Source organism: Parazoarcus communis SWub3 = DSM 12120, from assembly GCF_003226565.1.
In the GTDB taxonomy this organism is placed as follows: Bacteria; Pseudomonadota; Gammaproteobacteria; order Burkholderiales; family Rhodocyclaceae; genus Parazoarcus; species Parazoarcus communis.
This window is the reverse complement of record NZ_QKOE01000001.1, coordinates 197224-214969: the sequence shown is the minus strand read 5'-3', so window position 1 is coordinate 214969 and position 17746 is coordinate 197224. Positions and strand designations below refer to the sequence as shown.

Genomic DNA, 17746 nt, shown 5'->3' with positions numbered 1-17746 from the left:
TCCCCGGTAGTTGCGGCATTGTGCCAAAAAACCGCGTGGGATTCCCGTTCCTGAGTGCTGGTGCAGCGGTGAGCCCCTGCCCAAGCCTTCGGCGCTGCGCTAAACTGCCGGCTCGTTATTCATGACCGTGACCGCCGACTCCCGGGGGCGGCCGGCATGCGGGCCCGGTCGGGTCCGGTCCGTGGCAAGGCGCCAGACGCCAACCCAAAAGAATACGCTGCGGATGATCGCAATTGGCGGGACGAGGGCAAGGGCCTATCGTCGCGCCTCGATGTTCACTCGAACACACACCGTTCCGAGAGGGAATAGCATGGATCAGGATTTCATCGCCGCGGCGCTGGACTATCATCGTGCACCGACGCACGGCAAGATTTCGGTCGTCCCCACCAAGGGTCTGACCAACCAGCGCGACCTTGCGCTGGCGTACTCACCGGGTGTCGCCGCGGCGTGCGACGCCATCGTCGAAGATCCGGCGCAGGCGCGCGAGCTGACCAGTCGTGGCAATCTGGTGGCGGTGGTCACCAACGGGACCGCGGTGCTCGGTCTGGGCAATATTGGCCCGCTGGCGTCCAAGCCGGTGATGGAAGGTAAGGGGTGCCTGTTCAAGAAGTTTGCCAATATCGACGTGTTCGACATCGAACTGGCAGAGAACGACCCGGACAAGTTGATCGACATCATCGCTTCGCTCGAGCCGACGCTGGGTGGCATCAACCTTGAGGACATCAAGGCGCCCGAGTGCTTCTACATCGAAAAGAAGCTGCGCGAGCGCATGAAGATTCCGGTCTTCCATGACGATCAGCATGGCACGGCCATCATTTCGGCGGCCGGTCTGATCAATGGCCTGAAGGTCATTGGCAAGGATATCGACAAGGTGCGCCTGGTGTGCTCGGGCGCGGGCGCGGCGGCGATTGCCTGCCTCGACCTGATGGTCAGTCTTGGCCTGAAGCGCGAGAACATCTTTGTCTGCGACTCCAAGGGCGTGATCTATCAGGGTCGCGACCAGAACATGGAGCCGACCAAGGCACGCTACGCTCAGGACACCCCGGCGCGCACGCTGGCCGATGCCATCGTCGGTGCGGACGTGTTCCTTGGTCTGTCTACTGCCGGTGTGCTCAAGCCGGAGATGGTGGCGAAGATGGCCGACAGGCCGCTGATCTTCGCGCTGGCCAATCCCAACCCGGAGATCCTGCCGGCGGACGCCAAGGCGGTGCGCCCGGACTGCATCATCGCGACCGGACGTTCGGATTTTCCGAACCAGGTCAACAACGTGTTGTGCTTCCCCTTCATCTTCCGTGGCGCGCTCGATGTCGGCGCGACCACGATCAACGAAGAGATGAAGCTGGCCTGCGTCAAGGCGATTGCCGAACTCGCCCAGGCCGAGCAGAACGATGTGGTGGCGTCGGCTTACGGTGGTGCCGAGCTGAGCTTTGGTCCGGAATACATCATTCCCAAGCCCTTCGATCCGCGCCTGATCGTCAAGATCGCGCCGGCGGTGGCCAAGGCGGCGATGGAGTCGGGTGTGGCGACTCATCCGATTGCCGATCTCACCGCCTATGCGGCAAGCCTCAGTGATTTTGTCTATCAGTCCGGCATTGTCATGAAGCCGGTGTTCTCCGCGGCCAAGGCGATTCCGATTGAGCAGAAGCGGGTGCTGTACGCTGAGGGTGAGGATGAGCGCGTACTGCATGCGGCACGGGTGGCCATCGACGAAGGTCTGGCGCGTCCCATCCTGATCGGTCGTCCGAGTGTGATCGAGATGCGGATCAAGAAGATCGGCCTTAACCTGGTGCCGGAGCGCGATTTTGACATTGTCAACCCGGAGTCGGATCCGCGTTATCGCGAGCTGTGCAACGAGTATTACCGGATGATGAGCCGCGAAGGGGTGACGCCGGATCTGGCCAAGGCCAAGATCCGGCGCGACACGACCTTGATTGGCGTCATGCTGCTGCGCCGGGGCGATGCCGACGCACTGGTGTGCGGTACCTTCGGGACCTACGAGTACCACCTCAAGCAGGTACAGGACGTGATTGGTCTGAAGCCGGGCGCCAAGCAGTTTGCGGCGATGAACCTGCTGCTGCTGCCCAAGCGCACGCTGGCCATCACCGATACCTACGTCAATGAGAATCCGAGTGCCGAAGAGGTGGCTGACATTGCGTTGATGGCCGCCTCGGAGTTGCGCAGTTTCGGTCTTGAGCCGCGTGTGGCCTTGCTGTCGCATTCCAACTTTGGCAGTTCAAATTCGACTTCGGCACGCAAGATGCGTCGCGCCAGCGAGATTTTGCGCGAACAGGCGCCCGAGCTCGAGTGTGACGGCGAAATGCACGGTGACGCAGCACTGTCGCCGGAGATTCGTGCCAAGTTGCACCCGGACTCCACGCTCAAGGGAGATGCCAACCTGTTGGTGATGCCCAACCTCGATGCTGCCAATATCTCTTTCAACCTGATGAAGATGGCCAACGGTGATGGCGTGTCGGTCGGGCCGATCCTGCTGGGCGCTGCGCAACCGGTGCACATCCTGACGCCGTCGGCCACGGTGCGGCGGCTGGTCAACATCACCGCACTGGCGGTTGTTGATGCGGCAGAGTTGCGTCGCAGTCGCGCGGGCTGAGTCCGGCGTGACGAACGCCGTTCAGCGATTCGGTGGACGGCGTCTGGCGGCGCTGGCCTGTGTCGTCGTGCTCGGTACGATGACCCAGGCGTACGCCGCAGACTGGCTGCTGGCGTCGACCGAGCCACGGGTGGCGCCCGGTCAGGTGTTCGAGCTGATTGTGGTTGGCGAACCTGTCGACGGCGCATGGCCGGCTCGCTTGCCGGCACAGATAGAATTGCCCGACGGGGGACCGCGTATCGCGGTCGACTTGGTGCTGGCGGGTGAAAATGGCAGCGCACGTCGTCGCTACATCGGGCAATGGCCCAAGGAAATCGTGGGGCTGGCGACCTTGTCCCTGGTCGATGCGCCGGGCGCACGTCTGATCCTGGATGCGGGGGCGGCGACCCGTTCGCCAGTGGTCACCGCACAGGCAGGGGATGTGGCGCCGTTGGCTGCACTTGCGCCGCAGCCACCTGCCGCCGCTCCGGTGGCCGCTGCTCCGCTGGGTTTTCACGAGCCGATGTACTTTGTGTTTGGTGGTGACAATCCGCGTGGTGCACGTTTTCAGATCAGCTTTCGCTACCGCCTGTTCGACGATCTCGGCGTGGTTGCTGAGAGCTTTCCACTGGCACGTGGCCTGTTCTTTGGCTTCACCCAGACCTCGATGTGGGATCTGGCAGCGGAGTCGGCGCCCTTCCGCGACACCAGCTTTCGCCCCTCGTTGTTCTACAACTGGCGTCTGAGTGATCCGCGCGCGGGCAATTCCGTGTCCCTGGCGGCGGGCTACGAACACGAATCCAACGGTCGGGACGAGGCGGATTCGCGCAGCATCGACACCCTGTTCGTGAAGCTGGATGGGCGTTACTTTTTGCCCGATGGGCGGACCTACGTCGGTATCGAGCCCAAGGTGTGGACCTATATCGACAAGGACGACAACCCCGACATCACACGCTATCGCGGTTACGGCCAACTGGGCCTGCGCATCGGCAGGGATGATGGCCTGATGCTGACGGCCTTGCTGCGACGGGGGACGGCCGGTGTCGGCAGCACTCAACTCGATCTGTCCTATCCGCTGCGGCAGAGCATCTTTTCCGGTGTTGGCGCCTTCCTGCACCTGCAGTATTTCAACGGCTACGGGCAGACCTTGCTCGAGTACGACGAAGCACGCCGCCCTCAGATTAGAATCGGGGTTTCGGTCGTCCGCTGAGGCTTTACAGCTTCATTCATGGCGGCGACCTGCCTTCTTGGAGATCGACATGTCGCACGCCATCCGTTTTCATTCCACCGGCGCCCCTGATGTCCTGCAGTGGGAGGTGTTCGAACCGGCCGCCCCGGCTGCTGGCGAAGCACGGGTCCGCCATCACGCGGTCGGGCTGAACTACATCGATACCTATCACCGCACGGGCTTGTACCCGGTTCCGTTGCCGTCCGGCATTGGTCTGGAGGGGGCGGGTGTGGTCGAGGCGGTGGGGGCGGGCGTCACCGAGGTCGCGGTGGGGGATCGTGTTGCCTATGCAGGTGGACCGCTTGGCGCTTACGCCGAGATGCGCAACATTCCCGCCGATCGCCTTGTGAAGCTGCCCGATGCGATTTCGTTCGAGCAGGGGGCCGCGATGATGCTGCAAGGCCTGACCGCGCAGTACCTGCTGCGCCGCACTTACCGTGTGCAGCCGGGCGACACCATCCTGATCCACGCGGCCGCGGGTGGAGTGGGCCTGCTGGTCTGTCAGTGGGCAAAAGCCCTCGGTGCGACGGTGATCGGTACAGTTGGATCGGACGAAAAAGCGGCGATTGCCCGTGCCCATGGTTGCGATCACCCGATTGTCTATACCCGCGAGAAGTTCGCTGAGCGTGTGCGTGAGATCACAGCCGGTGAGGGTGTGCCGGTGGTGTATGACTCGATTGGTGCCGATACCTTCATGGATTCGCTGTCCTGCTTGCGACCCTTGGGCATGATGGTGCTGTTTGGTGCGGCGTCGGGGCCGGTCGCGCCCTTCGACTGTGGCTTGCTGGCAAAGATGGGGTCGCTGTTCCTGACCCGGCCCACACTGTTCACCTACATTGCCAAACGTACGGACTTGGTGGCGATGGCGGCCGAGTTGTTCGAGGTCGTCGTGTCCGGCAAGGTCAGGCTGGAGATCAATCAGCGCTATGCACTGAAGGATGCGGCTCAGGCGCATCGTGACCTCGAGGCGCGCAAGACCACCGGGTCGACCATCCTGCTGCCTTGATCGGGGCATGATTCTTCGACCGCCGGTGGGGGCGGTCGGGTAAAATTGCGCAATGACTGCCGCACCCCCCACCCCGCATTCCCCACGTTTCGTCCATCTCCGCCTGCACTCCGAATACTCGATCACCGACGGTATCGTCCAGATCGATCAGGCCATCTCGGCTGCGGCGGCAGATGGCATGCCTGCGCTTGGCATCTCCGATCTGGCCAATCTGTTTGGCATGGTCAAGTTCTACAAGGGGGCCCGCGGCAAGGGCATCAAGCCCATTGTTGGGGTGGATGCCTGGATCGAGAACGAGGTCGAGCGCGACAAACCCTGGCGGGTAATGCTGATCTGCAAGAACCGCGCGGGTTATGGCCAGTTGTGCGAACTGCTGACCCGGGCCTATCTCGAGAACAAGTATCGGGGCAGGGCAGAATTACGCCGTACCTGGCTGGATGACGGCGCAGCGAGTGAATTGATCTGCCTGTCCGGCGCCATGATGGGCGACGTCGGCCAGGCCTTGCTCAACGGCAACGCCGAACTGGCGGCGCAACTGGCTTCCGATTGGGCACGGATGTTCCCCGGCAGCTTCTACATCGAGTTGCAGCGTGCCGGGCATCCCGGTACCGAAGCCTACATTCGCCAGGCACAGATGCTGGCGGGTGATCTGGGTCTGCCGGTGGTCGCGACCCATCCGGTACAGTTCCTGACTCGGGATGACTTCAAGGCGCACGAGGCTCGGGTGTGTATTGCGCAGGGATATGTGCTGGCGGACAAGCGTCGTCCGCGCGACTTCACCGAAGAGCAGTACCTCAAGACTCAGGCCGAGATGTGCGAGTTGTTCGCCGATATTCCGGAGGCGCTCGAGAATGCGGTGGAGATTGCCAAACGATGCTCGCTGACGGTGCAGCTGGGTAAGAACTTTCTGCCGCTGTTCCCGACCCCGGAGGGCATGACGCTGGATGACTTCCTGATCCAGGAGGCCAAGGCTGGCCTGGAGGAGCGCCTCGTCCAGCTCTACCCTCATCCGGAAGAGCGCGAGAAACAGCGTCCGCGCTACGAAGAGCGGCTCAAGTTCGAGACCGATACCATCATCCAGATGGGTTTCCCCGGCTACTTCCTGATCGTTGCCGACTTCATTCAGTGGGGCAAGAACAACGGCGTGCCGGTGGGACCGGGACGGGGCTCGGGGGCGGGTTCGCTGGTTGCCTACGCCTTGAAGATTACCGATCTCGATCCGCTCGAATACGCGCTGCTGTTTGAGCGCTTCCTGAATCCCGAGCGGGTCTCGATGCCCGACTTCGACATCGACTTCTGTCAGGACAACCGTTACCGCGTCATCGAATACGTGCGTGAGCGTTACGGCAAGGACGCGGTCAGCCAGATCGCCACCTTTGGCACGCTGGCTTCCAAGGCGGTGGTGCGCGACGTTGGCCGTGTGCTCGACATGCCCTACGGGCTGTGTGACCGTCTGTCCAAGCTGGTACCGATCGAGGGGGCCAAGCCGGTCTCGCTGGCCAAGGCCTACGAGATGGAGCCGCAGATCGGCGAGATGATGAAGGACGGCAACGACGGTGAGGCGGTGCAGACCCTGTGGGGGCTGGCCCAGCCGCTCGAGGGTCTGACCCGCGGTGTTGGCATGCACGCTGGCGGTGTGCTGATTGCACCGGGCAAGCTGACCGACTTCTGTCCGCTATATATCGCCGATGGCGACGATGCCACGCCGGTGTCGCAGTTCGACAAGGATGACGTCGAGGCAGTGGGCCTGGTGAAGTTCGACTTCCTTGGCTTGCGTAACCTGACCATTATCGAACTGGCACTCGAGTACATCGCTCGTATGACCGGCAGCCGCCCCGACCTGATGAGTCTGGGCTTCGAGGACCCCGCCGCCTACCAGATCCTGAAGGATGCCAACACCACGGCAATCTTCCAGGTGGAATCGGACGGGATGAAGAAGCTGCTGAAGAAGCTTGCGCCCGACCGCTTCGAAGACATCATCGCGGTGCTCGCACTGTATCGTCCCGGACCGCTCGGTTCGGGCATGGTGGACGACTTCATCCTGCGCAAGAAAGGGCAGCAGGAGATCGATTACTTCCACCCCGACCTTAAGGCCTGCCTGGAGCCGACCTACGGCGTCATCGTGTACCAGGAACAGGTGATGCAGATCTCGCAGATCATCGGCGGCTACACCCTGGGCGGGGCCGACATGCTGCGTCGCGCGATGGGCAAGAAGAAAGCCGACGAGATGGCCAAGCACCGTGCCACCATCGCCGACGGCGCCAGGCAGAAGGGCTACGATCCGGCCCTGGCCGAACAGCTCTTCGACCTGATGACCAAGTTCGCGGAGTACGGCTTCAACAAGTCGCACACTGCGGCCTACGCGGTGGTCACCTATCATACTGCCTGGCTCAAGGCGCACCATTGCGCGGCCTTCATGGCGGCGACGATGTCGTCCGATCTGGACAACACCGACACGGTCAAGATCTTCTACGAAGATACCGTGGCCAACAAGATTGCGGTGCTGCCGCCCGATGTCAATGCGTCGGATTACCGCTTTGTACCGGTGGACCGCAAGACCATCCGCTATGGCCTGGGCGCGGTCAAGGGGGTGGGCGAACCCGCGGTCAGGTCGATCCTGGCCGCGCGCGAAAAGGGTGGTGAGTTTCGCGATCTGTTCGACTTCTGCGAGCGGGTGGACCGTCGTCTGGCCAACCGCCGGGTCATCGAGGCACTGATCCGTGCAGGCGCCATGGATACACTGGCGGGGCACAAGGGCCTCGATCGCGCGCAGTTGATGGCGACTGTGGCGCTGGCCATGGAGGCGGCCGAGCAGGCCGCGGCCAATGCCATGCAGGGTGGCCTGTTCGATCTGGTCCCCGAGGCGGCTGGTGCTGGTGTGGAGTTTGCCAAGGTCCGTCCCTGGTCGGAGCGGGAGCGGCTCAAGGAGGAGAAGACGGCGATCGGCTTCTTCCTGTCCGGGCATCCGTTCAATGCTTTCAGGAGCGAGGTGCGTCGCTTCGTGCGCCGTACGCTGGCGCAGATCGAGCCCTCACGTGACCTGGTGATGATGACCGGGGTGGTCATGGAGGTCCGGACCAAGGTCGGCAATCGCGGCAAGATGGCTTTCGTGCTGCTCGACGACGGCACCACACCGCGAGAAGTGGCGGTGTACTCCGAGGTGCTGGACGCCAACCGCGGCAAGATCGTCACCGATGAAGTGCTGGTGGTCGAGGGCAAGGTGAGCAATGATGAGTTCTCCGGGGGGTTCCGCATCGTTGCAGACAAACTGCTGACGCTGGGCGAGGCCCGTGCGCGCTTTGCACGCGCACTGCAGTTGCGGCTCAATGGTGAAGTGGGTCAGACCGGTGGCGCAACCGCCACCGCTGATCGTCTGCAGTCCTTGCTGACGCCATTCCGCGACGGAGGATGCCCGGTTGTGGTCACTTACCGCAATGACAATGCGGAAGCGGATTTGCCCTTTGGCGAAGGATGGCGAGTGCGGCTGGAGGAGAGTTTGCTCGAAAGCCTGCGTGAATGGTTGCCGCCTGAGGCTGTTGAGGTCATTTACCCCAACTGAGGGGCGCTCAAGGGCTTTAGTGAGAGGGTAGGATGCTCATCATGATGACTTGCGCATCGTAGCGGCGTTTGCTTGGCTGTACGTGTTGCTTTGGCATACGTTCATAGTATGGCCTGCAAACCTTTGTCTGCGATGACGTTGAGCAACTTGAGGGCAGGTCCGGTGGGGTGCGTGTTGCCTTGCTCCCATTTCCGCACGGTTGAGGCTGTGGTGTGCAGGTGGAGCGCGAATACTGGCTGGCTGAACTTCAACGCTTCACGCAGACGCTTGATATCGCTGGCACTGAATTCACGTACCGGGGGGGGGCAGATGGCGTCAAACTCGCGCATCGTTACCTTGCCGATCGCACCGGCTCGGTGAAGCGTTGTCAGGTCGTCACGCAGGGACTCAATGATCTTGCTCACACTGCACCTCCATTAGTACACCCGTCTGCAAAGCCTTCGACAAGGATGCTGCGGACAGTTCAAGAAACACTTTTCCAGCGAACTGCAGTGCTTTTTTCTCCTCCTGGGTAAGGTTTGCCCGGTCGCTCTTGGAAAACCCATGGAGGAAAACGTAGCGACCGCCTATGCGCGCCGATAGTAGCGTGCGATAGCCTCCCCGCTTGCCACTGCCCGGTCGGGCTACTCGTTTCTTGTAGAGGAAGGCCCCCAGGTCTGCGTCGATTAAACCGTTCTCCATCTCACTCACAGCTTTGCACAACAGAATGTCGGGAAGCTTCTCGTGTGCTTGCCAACGTGCAAAGTCCTTGCGCTTGAGGATACTGATCATAACATCTGCCTGGCTTTCTATGCCCGATACGGGCATGGTTTTTAGTTTTTGCGTCGTTCTTGTCAGCCGACAGTTATCCTTTGCGTGTTTTGGTAGCGCTGCTTGGTGCGGCGGGGCCCAGGGTGAAGTTGGTATTTTATGATAAATAAATTGATTGGGTGAGTTGTATTGCCTGTCTGTGCCCGCTCTCAATGCTGGTGTGGGCTACCACTAGAATGAAAAAAGCCGGCGATTCACGCCGGCTTTTTGGGGTGTGCTGGACAGGAGTCAGAACGGTAACTTGACCCCGGGCCACACGGCCTCGATTGCGCGGCGGAAGTCGGCCTGGATGCGTTCGATGGCTGCCTGGTTGTCGGCCTCGAAACGCAGCACGACGACTGGCGTGGTGTTGGACGGACGAGCCAGACCGAAACCGTCGGCGTACTCGACGCGCACGCCATCAAGGGTGATGACCTCTTCCGCACCGTTGAAGCCGGCTTGTTCCTTCAGTCGCTTGACCAGTTCAAACGGCTCGCCTTCGTTCATCTTGATGTTGAGTTCCGGGGTGCTCACCGCGTCGGGCAGCGCCTTGAGCACGGCGTTGCCGTCGGCGTGGCGCGACAGGATCTCGAGCAGGCGCACGCCCGAGTACAGGCCATCGTCGAAGCCGAACCAGCGTTCCTTGAAGAACATGTGGCCGCTCATCTCGCCAGCCAGCGGGGCGCCGGTTTCCTTGAGCTTGGCCTTGACCAGGGCGTGGCCCGTGTTCCACATCGTCGGCTTGCCGCCACGGGCCTTGATCCAGCCGGCCAGGTTGCGGGTGCATTTGACGTCGTAGATGATCTCGCCGCCCGGTACGCGCGATAGCACGTCCTCGGCAAACAGCATCAGCTGACGATCCGGGTAGATGATTTCGCCGTCCTTGGTGACCACGCCCAGGCGGTCACCGTCGCCATCGAAGGCCAGGCCGAGTTCGGCATCGGTTTCCTTCAGCACACGGATGACGTCCTGCAGGTTCTCGGGCTTGGACGGATCGGGGTGGTGGTTGGGGAAGTTGCCGTCGACATCGCAATAGAGCTCGACCAGCTCGCAGCCCAGACGCTTGAACAGCTCGGGAGCCACGGCGCCGGCGACGCCGTTTCCGCAGTCCATGACGATCTTCATCGGGCGGGCCAGCTTGACGTCATCAACAATCCGGGCGATGTAGTCCTCCACCACATTTGCGCTGCTCAAGGTACCGTTGCCGTGGGTCAGGTTGTTGTCGGCAATGCGCTGGCGCAGCGCGAGAATCTGCTCGCCAAAGAGGGTCTGGCCACCCAGCACCATCTTGAGCCCGTTGTAATCGGGCGGGTTGTGGCTACCGGTGACCGATACGCAGGAGTGTGTGCCCAGCTGATAGGCGGCGAAGTAGGTCAGTGGCGTGGGTACGCAGCCGATATCGACCACGTCCACCCCTGCTGCGCGGATGCCGTCGGCAAGCGCGCCGGCCAGTTCCGGTCCTGACAGGCGACCGTCACGGCCCACCGCAATGGCTTTCTGCCCTCTCGCCACTGCCTCGGAGCCGAGGGCGTGGCCGATGGCGCGTACGGCTGCCGCGGTCAGGGTTTTGTCGACGATGCCGCGAATGTCGTAGGCCTTGAAGATTTCCGGGGCGGGCAGGGCGTGCGCAGTCTGGGTCATGGGCGTGTCCGGTTCAAAAGTTGGTTGCAGTGCAGCATGGTATGCCAAAAGCGTGAATATTTGAAGATGGTTCGAAGACTCTTGTTGTGGGTGGTGCCGTATTTCGATTGGACTCGAAGTGCAGCAGCAGTCGCCTTGGCAGCCAGTCCAGTTCCCCGGGCCAGGGTGTGCTCAGGAAGCCGACGTGGCCGCCGCCCGGTGGGTGCTCGAACTGCACTGATGTGCCGAGCTGATCCGGGGAGGGCCAGGCAGAGGTCGGGACGAAGGGATCATTGTGCGCGCTCAGCAGCAGGGTTGGCGTACGAATGTGTTTCAGCCAAGGGCGTGACGAGGCTTCTTTCCAGTAGTCTGCCGCGTTTGCAAATCCGTGTGCGGGCCCGGTGTAGGCGTCGTCGAATTCATACAGGGTGCGTGCTGCATGAATCTGCGCGGCGTCGCACAGCCCAGGGAAGTGCTGCAGCTTTCCCAGTGCCTTGTCCTTGAGTGTGGCGAGAAAGTGCCGGGTGTAGACCCGGTTGAATCCCCGGCCGAGCGCATGGCCGGAGATGGTTAGATCCAGCGGTGGGCAGATGGCTGCAGCGGCACTCACCCACTGCTGGGCATGGGCACCCTGTTCGCCAAGCCACTTGAGCAGGGCGTTACCGCCCAGCGATACCCCTGCCACAAAGAGGGGCTGGCCGCCATTGCCGAGCGCGAATCGCTTCAGGATCCAGTCGATTTCGGCTGAGTCTCCGGAGTGATAGGCCCGCGGAAGCCGATTGAGTTCGCCGCTGCAGCCCCGGAAGTGTGGCACCACGCCACGCCACCCGTGTGCAGCGAGCGCTCGCAACAGGGCGCGGGCGTAGTGTGAGCGGCTCGATCCTTCCAGCCCGTGGAAAAGGACCACCAGGGGGGCGTGCTCTGGTGCGTCGATCAGCCAGTCGAGATCGATGAAGTCGCCATCGGGGGTTTCCCAGCGTTCGCGCCGCAATGTGGGGCTAGGACCCTTGCGGGCCAGCGGCCAGATGGTCTGCAGGTGGCCACCGGGTAGCCACCAGGGTGCGCGGTAGGTGGAGAGTGGCCCCATCTAGTGAACGATGTGCGGTGCGTCCTGGAACTGCAGGTTCATCAGATCGGGTGTGGCGGAGGCGTGATGCATGACCATGCGCCAGCCATTTGCGCCGCGCGCATAGACATTGGTGGCAACAATAGGGGGGCCGCCCGCCTCCTCTCCGGCAACCGCAATCTCTTCGAGCAGGTTGTGCACCGCCAGCACCAGGGTCGCGTGGGTGACCAGTTGCGAGGTACGGACTTCGAGCCGCGTGCCGCCGGCAAAGATTTGACGCCATAGCTCGCGTACCGCAGCCAGCCCGACGATACGTGGGCCACCCGGGTGTACGCACATGACTTCGTCCTCTTCGGACCAGATGGACATCATGGCCTCAAGGTCGCTGCGTGCGAGGGCGTCATAGAACGCAGCTTCGGCTTCGGCCGGTGTGGTGAAGGCAGGCTTGCTCATGATCGTCGTCCGGAGCCTGACGAGCGCAAAACAGGTGTCCTGTGCTCGTCAGGGTTGCCGATCAGTGATGCCCTTTGGGGCGTTCGCCAGTGAATACGAACTGCGTGCTGCAGTAGGGGCAGGTTGCGGCACCGGCCTTCAGTACATCGAGAAAGACGCGAGGGTGCTGCGCCCACAGCGGTGCGCCCGGTTGCGGACAATGCACCGGCAGGTCGTGGGCGGTAACCTCGACGCGGCGATCCTTGGTGTCAGCCATGTTTCAACTCCTGTCAGACGTGGGCCAGCCAGTGCTTGTATTCCGGTGCGCGACCATTGACGACGTCAAAGAAGCGCGCCTGGATCTTGGTGGTGATCGGGCCGCGCTTGCCTTCGCCGATGATGCGGTCGTCGAGTTCGCGGATCGGGGTCACTTCGGCGGCGGTACCGGTGAAGAAGGCTTCGTCGGCAATGTAGATGTCGTCGCGGGTCATGCGCTTGGCCTGGACTTCGAGGCCGAACTCGCGGGCGATGTTGATGATCGAGTCGCGGGTGATACCGGTCAGTGCGGAGGCGATCTCGGGTTCGTAGATCTTGCCGTCCTTGATCACGAACAGGTTCTCACCTGCGCCTTCGGCGACAAAGCCCTGGTTGTCGAGCAGCAGGGCTTCATCGTAGCCCTGCTTGGTGACTTCGAGGTTGGCCAGGATGGAGTTGGGGTAGGTGCCAGCAAGTTTGGCGCGCGGCATGGTCGAGTTGACATGGTGACGGGTGTAGGACGAGGTCTTTACCCGGATGCCTTTCTCGAGGCCTTCCTCGCCCAGATAGGCACCCCACGGCCAGGCTGCAATGGCGACGTGGACCGTGGCGCCACGGGTGGAGATGCCCATCTTCTCCGAGCCGTAGAAGGCCAGCGGACGCAGGTAGCACGACTCGAGCTCGTTGGCGCGCACGACCTCCTTTTGCGCTTCCATGAGTTCATCCTTCGAGTAGGGGATGTCCATCATGTAGATCTTGCCGGAGTTGATCAGGCGCTGGGTGTGCTCGGCGAGGCGGAAGATCGCAGTGCCGTCGACGGTCTTGTAGGCGCGCACCCCCTCGAATACGGCGAGGCCGTAATGCAGGGAGTGGGTCAGCACGTGCGTGGTGGCCTCGCGCCACGGAACGAGCTTGCCGTCTTGCCAGATGAAACCGTCGCGATCAGCCATGGACATACTGTGATTCTCCACCAATAGGAAATGTTCGGATGCACCCGCTACAACTGGGTTTAACTTTCGAATTCTAGCGCAAACGCGCGGCCTTGATTGTGTCCGGTGGTCATCATCTAGCGGTTAAAATGTTGAGCTTTGCGAGCTGGGCAGGTCATGGATCGAAGCTGGAAACCCAATGTCACCGTCGCTGCGGTGGTCGAGCGTGATGGGCGCTTTCTGCTGGTCGAGGAAGAGACCGCCGATGGACTGAGGTTCAATCAGCCAGCAGGGCACCTGGAAGAGGGCGAGTCGCTGATCGATGCTGCGGTGCGTGAGACCCTGGAAGAGACCGCGTATCGTTTTCTGCCCCGCTTTCTGGTTGGCATCTATCAGTGGCCGCGACCGCAGCGTGACATCACTTATCTGCGCTTCGCCTTTGGCGGCGATCTGGGTGAGGAGGTGGCCGGGCGCCAGCTCGACACCGGCATTGTGCGGGCCGTGTGGATGACGCTTGACGAGATGCGCGCCACCCAGGCCCGCCACCGCAGTCCGCTGATCCTGCAATGTGCCGAGGACTGGCTGGCCGGGCGGCGTTACGGTCTGGATCTACTGCGTCACTACGACTGATGCGTTTGTGGCTGAGCGTTTGCCTGATGTGTGTGCAGATGGCCTGGGTACAGGGGGCTCGGGCCCAGGATGCCGTTGTCCCCGTGTGCTTCAACTACGGTTGTGCAAGCCAGCAGGATGTTCAAGTCGGCCTGAAGGAGCTTGAACGTGTGCGCGCCCGGTTGTTGATGGCTGGAGATGCCGAGGCAGAGCGTGAGGCCCTGGCGGATATCGTCGGCCAATTGTATGGCCTGGCGGGACGACAAACACCGGTGAATGCGGACCGGGCCGGCAACTACCTCGACTTCGCGGTGGAGGGGCGCATGGACTGCATTGACCACTCGACCACAACCACGCGGTGGCTGCAGCTACTGGTACAGCATGGCATGCTGCGTTTCCACCGGGTGCTTGAGCCTGCGCGACGCACGCGCTGGGTGTTGCAGCATTTTGGTGCCGTCATCGAGGAGATCGAACCGCCGCCCGGCTTGCGTCCCGAACCCACGGTGCCGGATCATGTGCCCTTGATGTTGGCCTTGTGCGATTGTGCCGAGGTGCTGGACGATATTCCGGCGCTGCCGCCGCTGGCGAGCAGTCGTCCGGGCGAACGTTATGTGGTCGACAGCTGGTTTGTCGACAATGGCGAGGCGGCAATCGTGCTGCCTCTTGCCAACTGGTTGGATGGAGAAGGACCCAATGTCCAGTAAGAAGGATTCCGGTGGGATGAAGGTTGTCGTCGGCATGTCCGGTGGTGTTGATTCGGCGGTAACGGCCTTGCTGCTCAAGCAGCAGGGGTATGAGGTGACCGGCCTGTTCATGAAGAACTGGGAGGACGACGACGACGCGGAGTACTGTTCCACCCGCCAGGATCTGGTGGATGTTGCATCGGTCTGCGACGTCATCGGCATCGACCTCGAGGTGGTCAACTTCAGCAAGGAATACAAGGACCGTGTGTTCGCCGATTTCCTGCGCGAGTACGAGGCCGGACGTACGCCCAATCCCGACATCCTGTGCAACTCCGAGATCAAGTTCCGCTGCTTTCTCGACCACGCCATGCAGTTGGGGGCGGATCGCATTGCGACCGGGCATTACGCCCAGGTGCGCGAGTGGGAGAGCGACGGGCGGCGCGAGTTTCAGCTGCTCAAGGCTGAGGATGGCACCAAGGATCAGAGCTACTTCCTGTATCGCCTGAATCAGGCGCAGTTGTCGAAAACCCTGTTTCCGCTTGGTACGCTGTACAAGCGCGAGGTGCGCAAGATTGCCGAGGCGGCGGGCCTGCACGTGGCGACCAAAAAGGACTCGACCGGCATCTGCTTCATTGGTGAGCGGCCGTTCCGCGAGTTCCTGATGCGCTACCTGCCCACACAGCCGGGCGAGATCCGTTCGCTGGACGATGACCGGGTGATGGGTGAGCACCAGGGGCTGATGTATCACACCATAGGCCAGCGCAAGGGATTGCATATTGGCGGAATCAAGGGCAATCAGGATGCTGCTGGCGAGCACGATGCCTGGTATGTGGCGGCCAAGGACGTCAAGCGCAATGTGTTGCTGGTGGTACAGGGGCATGACCACCCCGCCTTGTTGAAGGATCGTCTCGCCGCAATCGACCTCAACTGGATTTCGGGCCGGGCGCCTCACACCCACTGGGTCTATACCGCCAAGCCCCGCTACCGCACGCCGGATATGCCGTGTGAGATCGATGCGCTGACCGGCGAACGGGCCGAGATTGCATTCGCCGAAGCGCAGTGGGCGCTGACACCAGGGCAGAGTGTGGTGGTGTATGAGTCCAAGGTTTGCCTGGGCGGCGGCATCATCGCTTGAACCTGACGCTTGCGCGGTCGGGGGCAGAGCGCAGTCCCCGACCGAACGTTGACCGCCCGAACCTGAGGCATGTCGGTGGCCCTGCCAGCGTCAACAGGAACAGGGCGGCCCCTGGTTGGCAAAGGCATGAGCGTAATGATCGCAACGCTCGAAGTATTCACGCGTACTCTTGGGCATGGTGACCCGCGCGCGGCTGATGTAGGTGAGCAGGTCGCGTCCCTGAAGGATCAGTCGCATGCCGTCGGCGGCGCGTTGCAGTGTGCGGCCATCTGCATCGGCTGGCAGGTGGGGAGCGAACGCGCTCAGTTTTTCCGATGAGACGACGAACTCTGCCCATACGTCAAAGATATCGCCGTCGGTACGCAGGGTTTCGCACTTGTCCTTGGCCAGATCGGTGAAGTGGGTGACCAGATCATCGATGCCGACAAACAAGGGGTCTGAGGCGAAGGTCCGGATCATCACTGCAGCAATCTGGTCGATGTCGCGCAGGGTCTGCGCAATCTTGACGTAACGGCTTTCGTAAAAGGCCTCGACCGGAATCGAGAAGGCGCGGAAGGGTTCTCCCCACAACTCGTCGATGCCTTCTTCTCCGCTGCGGTGCAGCACCAGGCGACCCAGGGTCAGGGCCTCTTGCAGGCAGATGCCGCACTCACGCATCAGCGCGTTGTCGGTATCGATTTCGATGCCCAGCGCCTGCAGTTCGACCAGCTTGGTGAAGATGTCGGTGGCGCGGTTGAACATGGCGCCCGCAAGCATCGCCCCCTTGACCCGCTTGCGGGCCGGATCCTGCTCTTGCTCGTAGGCATGCCGGGCCTCGGCGAGGCGCTTGCCAGGGATGTTGATGCCATGCTCGACGTGATTGAACAGGCGTCGCGTCAAGGCTTGGATCAGGGTCTTTTTGGCCTGGAGTGAATCGGCCGGAGGGTCGTAGGCCTTGATCCAGTAACCGTCATAGTAGACGCGCCGGACGCCGTCAATGATGTCGAAAGTACCGTTCGGAATGGCGGCATTCATGGCTGTGTGCGTTCAGGCGAGATTGAAGCAAAAATGAAGCATACGCCGAACGCTGGATGTAAAGAAGCGCTTAGCCTGCCTGTTGTGGCGTTGTGCGCAGCGCACGTGCGCTGCGTTGCCGCCTGCGCTTGGCGATCACCTTCAGGCGCCAGAAAAGCTGGGTGCCCAGATAGGCGACGACTGCCCCCGTGCTTGCCATCAGCAGCATACCCAGCACCAGCGGTTGCCCGATCCCGGTCACCCAGGTCCACATATCGCTGAGTTGTTGCAGCCATGCGGCCGATACCGCTTCGTGACTGAGCGCTGCGTCAGGGTCGCGTGGCAGTGGTGCACCGATCAGACTGGCTCCCAGACGGTAGGCGAAGTAGTAGATGGGTGCATAGGTCAGCGGGTTGCTGACCAGGGTAGAGACCGCGGCAATCCAGAGGTTGGCACGCAAGAACAGCGACGCCACCGCGGCAGCGGGAATCTGGGCAACGGGAATCATCAGTCCGAAAAAAGCGCCGATGGCCACACCACGTGCCACTGCCCGACGGTTGATGTGCCATAGGGATGGGTCGTGCAGGCGGGGCCCAAGCCAACGCAACAGGCGGCTTTGCTTGATGCTGTCGTGAGTGGGCAGGAAGCGCTTCATTGGGGTTTGATCCTCCGGGAGTCAGGCATATTACGCAAACCGCTGATGACCATAAAGCAGTCTGTGAGTGCAAGTCAGGAAGTGTTGTAAAGACCCCGATTTCTGGCTTGCACTATGCCTTAAGACAGACCAGAGCAAGGAAGATTCCGTGTTCTGAGTCAGGTCTTTCCCGAATGTTGCGCGCCGCAGCTGATTGAATG

At 61.8% G+C, this 17746-nt stretch carries 16 protein-coding genes; 7 read left to right on the top strand and 9 right to left on the bottom strand.

Features of this window, described 5'->3' with window-relative positions:
* Positions 1–310 precede the first annotated feature (310 nt).
* The 4 genes from DNK49_RS00960 to dnaE are packed head-to-tail and all read left to right on the top strand — an operon-like array spanning position 311 to position 8380.
* On the top strand, positions 311–2608 hold the full coding sequence (locus DNK49_RS00960) for an NADP-dependent malic enzyme (RefSeq protein WP_110522446.1): 2298 nt from the start codon (positions 311–313) through the stop codon (positions 2606–2608).
* Positions 2609–2615: 7 nt separating this feature from the next.
* The gene (locus tag DNK49_RS00955; RefSeq protein WP_243632195.1) at positions 2616–3797 is read left to right on the top strand and encodes a phospholipase A; all 1182 of its coding nucleotides are present in this window, start codon (positions 2616–2618) and stop codon (positions 3795–3797) included.
* A 49-nt stretch (positions 3798–3846) separates the two neighbouring features.
* The gene (locus tag DNK49_RS00950) at positions 3847–4821 is read left to right on the top strand and encodes a quinone oxidoreductase family protein (protein ID WP_110522445.1); all 975 of its coding nucleotides are present in this window, start codon (positions 3847–3849) and stop codon (positions 4819–4821) included.
* 52 nt (positions 4822–4873) lie between these two features.
* Positions 4874–8380 (top strand): DNA polymerase III subunit alpha, encoded by a 3507-nt coding sequence (gene dnaE / locus DNK49_RS00945; RefSeq protein ID WP_110522444.1) that lies wholly within the window; start codon positions 4874–4876, stop codon positions 8378–8380.
* 101 nt (positions 8381–8481) lie between these two features.
* Here the strand turns inward: dnaE and DNK49_RS00940 are convergent, their stop codons facing one another.
* From DNK49_RS00940 to DNK49_RS00910, 7 genes are all read right to left on the bottom strand, one after another.
* Entirely contained in the window at positions 8482–8784 is a 303-nt protein-coding gene (locus tag DNK49_RS00940; RefSeq protein WP_110522443.1) for a helix-turn-helix domain-containing protein, read from the bottom strand.
* Entirely contained in the window at positions 8768–9151 is a 384-nt protein-coding gene (locus tag DNK49_RS00935; protein WP_110522442.1) for a type II toxin-antitoxin system RelE/ParE family toxin, read from the bottom strand. The genes DNK49_RS00940 and DNK49_RS00935 overlap by 17 nt, the downstream gene beginning before the upstream one ends.
* A 267-nt stretch (positions 9152–9418) precedes the next feature.
* Positions 9419–10810 (bottom strand): phosphomannomutase/phosphoglucomutase, encoded by a 1392-nt coding sequence (locus DNK49_RS00930; protein ID WP_110522441.1) that lies wholly within the window; start codon positions 10808–10810, stop codon positions 9419–9421.
* A gap of 13 nt (positions 10811–10823) precedes the next feature.
* A complete protein-coding gene (locus tag DNK49_RS00925; RefSeq protein WP_110522440.1) occupies positions 10824–11876 on the bottom strand; it encodes a YheT family hydrolase in 1053 nt (350 codons plus the stop codon).
* Positions 11877–12308, bottom strand: a complete 432-nt coding sequence (locus DNK49_RS00920; RefSeq protein WP_110522439.1) for a YybH family protein — start codon at positions 12306–12308, stop codon at positions 11877–11879.
* Between the two features lie 61 nt (positions 12309–12369).
* On the bottom strand, positions 12370–12564 hold the full coding sequence (locus tag DNK49_RS00915; RefSeq protein ID WP_110522438.1) for a zinc-finger domain-containing protein: 195 nt from the start codon (positions 12562–12564) through the stop codon (positions 12370–12372).
* A gap of 13 nt (positions 12565–12577) precedes the next feature.
* The gene (locus DNK49_RS00910; RefSeq protein ID WP_110522437.1) at positions 12578–13498 is read right to left on the bottom strand and encodes a branched-chain amino acid transaminase; all 921 of its coding nucleotides are present in this window, start codon (positions 13496–13498) and stop codon (positions 12578–12580) included.
* A 150-nt stretch (positions 13499–13648) separates the two neighbouring features.
* Between DNK49_RS00910 and DNK49_RS00905 the strand changes: the two genes are divergently transcribed.
* From DNK49_RS00905 to mnmA, 3 genes are read left to right on the top strand one after another with little or no spacing between them, the layout of a single operon-like run.
* A complete protein-coding gene (locus DNK49_RS00905; RefSeq protein ID WP_110522436.1) occupies positions 13649–14101 on the top strand; it encodes an NUDIX hydrolase in 453 nt (150 codons plus the stop codon).
* 38 nt (positions 14102–14139) lie between these two features.
* Positions 14140–14784, top strand: coding sequence for a hypothetical protein (locus DNK49_RS00900; RefSeq protein ID WP_243632194.1), 645 nt, complete (start codon positions 14140–14142; stop codon positions 14782–14784).
* A 16-nt stretch (positions 14785–14800) separates the two neighbouring features.
* The gene (gene mnmA / locus DNK49_RS00895; RefSeq protein ID WP_110522435.1) at positions 14801–15898 is read left to right on the top strand and encodes a tRNA 2-thiouridine(34) synthase MnmA; all 1098 of its coding nucleotides are present in this window, start codon (positions 14801–14803) and stop codon (positions 15896–15898) included.
* Positions 15899–15988: 90 nt separating this feature from the next.
* On the opposite strand, the gene DNK49_RS00890 is transcribed toward mnmA, so the two are convergent.
* Both DNK49_RS00890 and DNK49_RS00885 read right to left on the bottom strand, forming a co-directional pair.
* Positions 15989–16912, bottom strand: coding sequence for a hypothetical protein (locus tag DNK49_RS00890; protein ID WP_110522434.1), 924 nt, complete (start codon positions 16910–16912; stop codon positions 15989–15991).
* A 70-nt stretch (positions 16913–16982) separates the two neighbouring features.
* Positions 16983–17546, bottom strand: coding sequence for a DUF2062 domain-containing protein (locus DNK49_RS00885; RefSeq protein WP_110522433.1), 564 nt, complete (start codon positions 17544–17546; stop codon positions 16983–16985).
* Between the last annotated feature and the right edge of the window lie 200 nt (positions 17547–17746).